Genomic DNA, 7563 nt, shown 5'->3' with positions numbered 1-7563 from the left:
CCAGATGGACGAGCTCGCCGGCAACCCACATGTTGGAGACAGCCTCGAAGAAATCGGCCCGCTCTGCAAAACCCTGCCCGACTTCTGAGCGGGCGACACGCTCATCCAGCCGCGCCAACGCGTCCTTGTGGCTTTTGCTTTGGCATTTCAATCGGGCAAATGTCATTGGTCTGTTAGGTTTAGCGTCTAGAAGTGACGCGTTTTTTCGCTAACGATTTCAGTGACCCTCCGGTTTGTCAAAACGATTGCACGATCAGGCGTCAACGGCCATCCGGTCGGTTTCGGACGCGCAATGGACGACGGCGCGTCGGATCGCCCGTGAACTTGACAGGGTTCTCGATGGCTCAGGTCCAAGGCAGCCAGCCATTGCGCGGGCTGCGGCGGAGCTGCGCCTGTCGATGCGTCAGGTCTACAATCTGCTCGCCCGCTATCGCGGCGAACGCCGGGTGAGCGCGCTGGTGCCGCGCAGTGCCGCAACCCGGCGCAAACGGCTTTCCGAAGAGATCGAGGCCATCATCGCCGCGACGCTGCGTACGCAATGGCTGACGCTGGAAGCGCCGCCCCTTGCCCCGGCCGTCGCCGAGATCCGTGCCCGTTGTGAGGAAGCCGGACTTCCCCAACCCTCCTATGTTACGGTCGCCCGTCGGATCCCGGTGTTGTTTTCGCCCGAAGAGATCGCCGGGAAGCGGTCGGCCAACCCGAAGCACCTGCACCGGCTGAAGCCACGGCCGGGTTATATTCAGGCAGCCCGTCCGCTCGACGTCTGCCAGATCGACCATACGCCGGCCGATATTCATTTCGTGGAGGTTGTCGACGGCAGCGGGCTGTTCGTCGGCCGGCCCTACCTGACGATCGTCACCGACGTGGCGACCCGCTGCATTCTCGGCTTCTGCCTCACTCTGGAAAAGCCTTCGGTCCTGTCCGTCGCCCTTTGCCTCGCCCAGGCGCTGTGCCCGAAAGACACATGGCTGGCCGCCCGCCGTCTCGATCATGCCTGGCCCATGTTCGGCCGGCCGCAGCTGCTTGTTACGGATTCCGCCCGGGAGTTCAAGGGACACGCATTCCAACGCGGCTGCGACGACTATTCTATCCGCATCCGCTATCGCGATCGGGGCCGGGTTCATCAGGGCGGTGTGGTCGAGCGGTTGCTGGGCAAGCTGAACGCGGTTCTTGCCACCTGTCCAGGGTCGTCCGGGCGCTCTATTGCCGATCGCGACGATTATCCGTGCGCGCAGCGCGCCCGGCTGACCTTCGCGGAGCTGGAGCGGTGCGTGGCTCTCGCCGTGCTCGATCACAACTGCCAGGAAAATTCCAAGACGCTGAAGGTGCCGATGACGGAATGGCACCGTAACGCTGCAAGGCTGCCGCACTTCGGGGACGATCCGCAGGGCGTGCTCCTGTCGTTCCTGCCCGGAACGGAACGGCAATTGTCACCGCAGGGGATCAGCCTGTTTGCCTTGCACTACTACGCGCCGTGGCTCGGCAGTTTCGTTCCACAGCGTGACCGGTTGGGAAAGCTGGACGTGCGCTACGATCCCCGTGACATCAGCCATGTCTATGTCCGGGATCCGGACACAAGGCAGTTTCGGCCCGTCGGCCGGCGCGATGGCGCGCTTGCATCCCTGACCCTGTGGGAGCATCAGGGCGAGCGCGTCCGCCGGCGTGCGGCAAACCACCGTTCAAGCGTGGCAAAAGTGGCGCTCCGCCGGGAAATCGCAACCGTTGTCCAAGCCGCAAAACCGTCAAAGCGCCAGTTGCGTGATGCCGTACGCAGCGCCCACGCCAGCGCGGCGACAAAGCCCTATGACACCCTGCCGGAGCCGGCACCGGGTCCCGCCGACCATCCCGTGCGCCGGAAGCGGACACTGCCAGTGGAGGATTGGTAGCCGGCCATGGCCGATCATCTGCTCGACCATGTCCGGCCGTATCTTGACCGGGACCCGGAGCAGCGGGTTGCCTATGTCCGCGCGCCGCGCTGGATCGGGCACCAGGTTGCCAGGGACGCCCACCGGCGGCTGGAGGAGTTGCTCTTGCGACCGCTGTCGTTGCGGACCCAGGGACTGATGTTGGTCGGGCCCTATGCCAATGGCAAGACAATGATCGCCGAGCGCTTCGCGGTCGAGCATCTGAGGACCTCGCCGGTCCAGAAGGTATGGGTCGTTCAGACGCGCGAGGGGGCAGGTCTTGGTCACTTTTACGCCGGTCTTCTTCAGGCCCTGCGAGCGCCCTTCGGCGACTGCCGACCTCACCGTCGGCAGGCCGAGCAAACCGATCATTTGCTGGCCAGCCTCAAACCGAAGGTGCTGATCTTCGACGAGTTCCACAATGCGCTGCGCGGCCGGACACGGGACATCGAGGCGGTGTTTGCGTTCCTGCGACGGATCGGCCGCCAATACGATGTCTCTCCGGTTCTGATCGGAGAGGTGGCCGTCTACGATTTCGTCAACGCCACCAGCGAGATGGCGAGCCGGTTCGATCTTCTCGCCGTGCCGCGCTGGTCCTATGACGAGGCCTATCTCACGCTTCTGGACAGTCTCGAGGCGGCCTTGCCGCTGGCACGACCGTCGAACCTGTCGGACGAACCGTTGGCGCGGCGGATCTTCGGCCTTTCGGAGGGATTGATCGGTGAGATCGTCGCGATCGTCACCAAGGCGGCGGTTGCAGCCATCCGATCCGGAGAGGAGCGGATGACACCGGCCGGGATCGATGATCTGCGCCATGTGCCGATCTCGCAGCGTCGCAATCCGTTGCTGCGCGAGACCCTGCTGTGACGGCGGCCGGCGGCCGCGGTCTGGAGATAGGCATCGGTCCGCGCTACCGTGATGTCGTCTCGCAGCGCTGGCCGGTCATCGTCGCGCCGCAGTCCGAGGAGCTGCTGTCGAGCTGGCTGCATCGTCTGGCCATTGCCAACGGTGTTGCGCCCCGGGACTTCGCCCGGGTGCTCGGGTCAGCATCAAGGCCAGGATCAGGGCCAGGATCAGGATTGTGGTCCGCCGCTCTCGACCTCCGGCTTCCCGCGCCCGTTGCGGCCTGCCTCCTCACGCATACCGGGGTCTCGCGGCAGAAGCTCGCGGCAATGTCGCTGACGCGTTCTGCCTGGCGTCCCCTGCTCCTGCCGCTTCGCAGCCGCGTACGCCGCAGCAGGTCGACATGGCTACAATACTGCTCTTGCTGTCTGGCCGAGGACGCCCAGTCGTATTTCCGCCGGCGCTGGCGGCTGGCGACGTGGATTTCCTGTCCGGACCATGGTTGCGGCTTGCGCGACCGATGCCGGTCTTGCGGCAGCGGCATTGCGGCGTCCGACCAGCCCGACCTCGTCCCTCAGCATCTGTGCGTCCGCTGCGGGTTCGATCTGCGCCGCGCGCCGAAGGTTGCCGTCAGCACGGCGGCGCGGCGGCTGGAGCGATGTATCGACGACATCTGCCGCCTGGAGGCGGTGACCGGAAGACTGACTGGAAATCAGGGCGGCAGCCCGCTCTTCAAGTGTCTCCAGCGTCTTCCGGCCATCGCTGGCCTCGCCCCAACATCGACTTTATCGGGACTGTCCGCCTCGGCGCGCAGGCGCTGCTTCGAGCAGCTCGCCCACACGCCCTGCACCTGGCTGACGGCCGGCGACGATGGTGTCGTCGTGCATTGGCGGCGCCTGATCCTGGCGGCGGGCGGAACCGGTGCCTTGATGGGGCAGCTCGCGAAGGCGTTGGAGCGGGGCGGGCACCTTCAGGCATCTCCGCCTCGCAGCGCACCGAAAGCGGACCTACCCGCCCTGCTGGCCGCCTATCTTGACATCAGAGAGCGTGCTCCCCGTCCTCGTTGAGGGCCTCGTCCGCGCCCTCTTGCTGCGCGATCAGGTCCGTCTCGGGCACCTGACGGCTGAGCAGCCCGGCGTCCTCGAGCCGCTCGATGTCGGGCAGGTCGCGCAGCGTGTTCAGGCTGAACGCCGACAGGAAGTGTTTGGTCGTGACATAGGTATACGGCGCGCCGGGAGCCGGGCTGCGGGGACCCGTGCCGAGGAAGCCGGCTTGCCGCAGGCCGGCGATGGTATCGCGGCTGACCTCCTTGCCGAACAGCTGGGTGAGCTCGCCGCGGGTGACAGGCTGCAGATAGGCGATCGCCGTCAGCACCGCGGCCTCGGTCCTGGAGAGCGAAGGCGCGGGGGACCGTACCGGCGCCTGCGCTGCCCGGATCACCGGACCATAAGCACCCCGCGTGCGGTGCTGCCATCCGCCGGCAACAGAGACAATTTCGTAAGGCCTACCCAGGAGGTCGTCCATGAGATCGTCGATCAGCAGGTCGATGCTGACCTCCTTGCCGACGACCCGGGCGAGGACTTCGCGGGAGACCGGCTCGGCGGAGGCAAAAATCACCGCCTCCACCCGCAGCATCCATTCGCGCCAGCGCAAGTCCGGCGGCAGGTCAGCGAGCTCCCTGTCCAGCGGTATTTCTGCATTTTGCTTTGCCGTCCGGTTACGGGCCGTCGTCGAAGACATCACCGTCGTCCCCTCAAAGCCCATAGATCCGGAAGGAGGAGCGCCCGGAAAATTCGCGCACCGCCCCAAAACTCTCAAGCCGGTCGAACAGCCGGGTGCTTGCCCACCGGGAGAGCTCCGTTCCGGGCGCAGTCCCGGCAACCGCTGCCTCCTCGAGCAATTTCTGGTAGACGGCGTCCGCACCTTTCGTCCGGATTTTTGGTGCCACGGCTGCCAGGCGATCGGCCCGCCGGGCGATGTCGCCGGCCGAGCGCAAGGCAGTCCGGGTCGCCTCGACGAGCGCCTGGCAGACAGCCGCCGGGAAACCGGCCTCGCCCGGGTGCAGCCGTCCCCGGCCGCCTGGCGTGCGGAAGGCCGGGCCATAACGCTGGCCCATCAGCAGCGGCACGCAGGAAACCCAGGACAGTTTTTGGGCGATCAGCCAGTCGGCGAGCGCGAAGGCGAGGATTTCGGCATCGGGGCGGGTGGACCAGATCGCTGTTATCAGGTCGGCGGCGGCGAACGGCGCCGCCCGGCCCGATTGCAGCGCGGCGTCGACCTGATCGAGGGACTGGGCCAGGGACTCGTCGAAGGAAAACCCCATCAGCTCGGCGAGATCGGCGAGAAAGGGCGTGGTGAGGCCGCCATGCCTGTTGGCCAGTTTGTTGAACGCCCCAAAAATCCGGCCGGCGGGGCCCGGGTCGTCGCCGGGAGCGGTCAGCAGGACCGCGTCCATGAGCTCTGCCTGTTCCTCGTTCCGGCCCGAGAGCCGGACCGCGGCCGCCGCGCTTTCCAGCGCCTGGCGGGCGCGCCAGCAGCCGGCCCACGCTGGCGCGGCGCGGACCAGATCGTCGAGGGATTTCAGGGCGATGCCGGCGGCGAAGGCGGCGTCCGCCTCGCAGGCGATCGTCCCCCGCGGCACGGCCCAGCCTGGCAGTGGTAGGAGTATGGCGGTGGTTTCAGCAGAGGCGATATCGAGCGAATCCATGAATGCAAGCCTACACGGCATGTGCGGTTATAGCGACGAAAAAGCAGAAAAACCGCACCGCCTGTCGGTGGATAAAAAAGAACGATAATGTTGCCTTATCGTTCATTTTGCTCTTTATAGAAGAAATGCCCCATATCAGCGACCAGAACCCCGAAAATCACGCCCAGGAGGACGCTGCGCCGTCTGACGGCCCGGCGGTATCCACTGAGGAAGCCAAAGCACAGGCGTCAGCCGGGCTCCCCTCCCCTCTTGCCGAAGCCACGTCTGGCCTGCCGGGCCACCTTCAGGAGCTCACCGAGCGGGCCCGCTCCTATGTCGAAGCCGCGTCCTCCACCAACACGCGCCGCGCCTATGCCTCCGACTGGAAGCATTTTACCGCCTGGTGCCGGCGCCAGAATTTTGCGCCCCTGCCCCCGGATCCGCACGTGGTCGGACTTTACATCACTGCCTGCGCGTCCGGCACGGTGGACCGCGGCGGCAAACCCGCTTCGGTCGCCACCATCGAGCGGCGGCTGTCGTCGCTGTCCTGGAACTACGCGCAGCACGGCGGCGCAAGGCTCGACCGCAAGGATCGCGCGATCGCCACCGTGCTCGCCGGCATCCGCAACAAGCACGCTTCCCCTCCCCGCCAAAAGGAAGCCCTCACGCCGGAAGACCTGATCGCCATGCTGGAAACGCTCGATCGGAAAAACCTGCGCGGTCTCAGGGACCACGCCATGCTGCTGATCGGCTTTGCCGGCGGTTTGCGCCGCTCGGAACTCACCGGCCTCGACCTTGGCCGCGACCAGACCGAAGACGGCCGCGGCTGGATCGAGGTCCTGGACAAGGGCCTGCTGCTGACCCTGCGCGGCAAGACCGGCTGGCGCGAGGTCGAAATCGGCCGCGGATCGTCCGATGCCACCTGCCCGGTCGTCGCGCTGGAGACCTGGATCAGGTTCGCCAGGATCGAAAAGGGCCCGCTGTTCCGGCGGGTGCGCCGCCAGGGCAAGGACGTCGGGCCGGATCGGCTGCATGACCAGGAAGTCGCGCGTCTCGTCAAGAAAGCGGCCCTGGCCGCCGGCGTGCGCGGCGATCTCGGCGAGAAAGACCGTGCCGATAAATTCGCGGGCCATTCTTTGAGGGCTGGGCTGGCCTCGTCCGCTGAGGTTGAAGAACGCTATGTGCAGAAGCAGCTCGGTCACGCCTCGGCGGAAATGACCCGCAAATACCAGCGCCGGCGGGACCGCTTCCGGGTCAACCTCACCAAGGCGGCCGGACTGTGAACGCCCCTGCCCTGCTCCCTGCATGAAACCGCAAAGTAAAATTCGGCGGTCTGGCGTTCAGCTTACGGCTTCAATTGAAATCGGTAGCTAAAAGCCACATGCATCTTCAGCCGCCGATATCGGCTTCAAGAGAGCCTCGAGGCTCAACTTTCCAATTTCATAAGGCATTGTTTTTTCGTGTCTTACGCATTTATGCGGAAGCTACCACGAATTTAACTTCCGTCATAGACTGCCCCGTAAACTCGCGTTCGCCGATATGCAGTCTGAGGCCTTCTGAATTGAACAAATGCCCGGCAGTCCGCGCTCAGGTCGACGAGAGGGCCCGGTTTTCCTGGGGTTTTGACGGTTCGGGTCGTGGAAAAGGCACTCAAAAGACGTTTACAAACGATCAGTTATGCATACCCTCTTCAATTGGAAAATTTCTCTCTTATCGGCTCTCAGGCGTCCCAAATGGCCAAATCAACGCTCAATCGCTCTTCTCATCAGCCTGTGGGACGGCTTATCGGCTATGCGCGCGTCTCTACAGACGAGCAGGCGACAGAAGCACAGGAACTGGAGCTCCGATCGGCGGGCTGCGAGACAATCGTGGAGGAATACGGTTCCGGCGCCTCGCGCGCTCGCCCTGCCCTTGCCAGGCTGATTCGAGAGATTGCTCCGGGCGAAACATTGGTCGTCGTTCGGCTCGATCGCCTCGCCCGCTCGGTGACCCATCTGTTGGAAGTTATCGACGATCTGAATGCAAAGGGAGCGCATTTCCGCTCGCTGAGCGACCCGATCGACACATCGACACCCCAGGGCATGTTCTCCCTGCAAGTTCTGGGGGCAGTCGCCCAGCTCGCGCGCGCTT

Annotated in this window: 7 protein-coding genes; 5 read left to right on the top strand and 2 right to left on the bottom strand. The window is 65.0% G+C overall.

All coding sequences use genetic code 11. The annotated features are described in order from the left end of the window. Nucleotides 1-398: 398 nt before the first annotated feature. Genes MK313_RS17410 through MK313_RS17400 form a run of 3 tightly spaced genes read left to right on the top strand, consistent with a single transcriptional unit; the run spans nt 399 to nt 3814 of the window. Nucleotides 399-1886, top strand: coding sequence for a transposase family protein (locus MK313_RS17410; RefSeq protein ID WP_287783353.1), 1488 nt, complete (start codon nt 399-401; stop codon nt 1884-1886). Between the two features lie 6 nt (nt 1887-1892). Continuing rightward, nucleotides 1893-2771 (top strand): TniB family NTP-binding protein, encoded by an 879-nt coding sequence (locus MK313_RS17405; protein WP_228933525.1) that lies wholly within the window; start codon nt 1893-1895, stop codon nt 2769-2771. After that, complete coding sequence (locus MK313_RS17400; RefSeq protein ID WP_228933524.1) at nt 2768-3814, top strand: TniQ family protein; 1047 nt, start codon at nt 2768-2770, stop codon at nt 3812-3814. Before MK313_RS17405 ends, MK313_RS17400 begins: the two co-directional genes overlap by 4 nt. On the opposite strand, the gene scpB is transcribed toward MK313_RS17400, so the two are convergent. Beyond that, a complete protein-coding gene (gene scpB / locus MK313_RS17395) occupies nt 3786-4487 on the bottom strand; it encodes an SMC-Scp complex subunit ScpB (RefSeq protein WP_228933523.1) in 702 nt (233 codons plus the stop codon). The genes MK313_RS17400 and scpB overlap by 29 nt on opposite strands. 13 nt (nt 4488-4500) lie before the next feature. Further along, the gene (locus MK313_RS17390) at nt 4501-5454 is read right to left on the bottom strand and encodes a DUF1403 family protein (RefSeq protein ID WP_228933522.1); all 954 of its coding nucleotides are present in this window, start codon (nt 5452-5454) and stop codon (nt 4501-4503) included. Between the two features lie 2 nt (nt 5455-5456). On the opposite strand from MK313_RS17390, the gene MK313_RS17385 reads away from it, so the two are divergent. After that, nucleotides 5457-6716, top strand: a complete 1260-nt coding sequence (locus MK313_RS17385) for a site-specific integrase (protein ID WP_287783346.1) — start codon at nt 5457-5459, stop codon at nt 6714-6716. Nucleotides 6717-7070: 354 nt separating this feature from the next. Beyond that, nucleotides 7071-7563: recombinase family protein (locus MK313_RS17380; protein WP_416054150.1), on the top strand; the 493-nt coding region annotated here is incomplete at its 3' end.

The sequence above is a fragment of the Oceanibaculum sp. genome (genome assembly GCF_022449305.1).
GTDB classification, from domain to species: domain Bacteria; phylum Pseudomonadota; class Alphaproteobacteria; order Oceanibaculales; family Oceanibaculaceae; genus Oceanibaculum; species Oceanibaculum indicum.
Note: the sequence above shows the minus strand (reverse complement) of the source record. Positions and strands in the feature narration are given on the sequence as shown.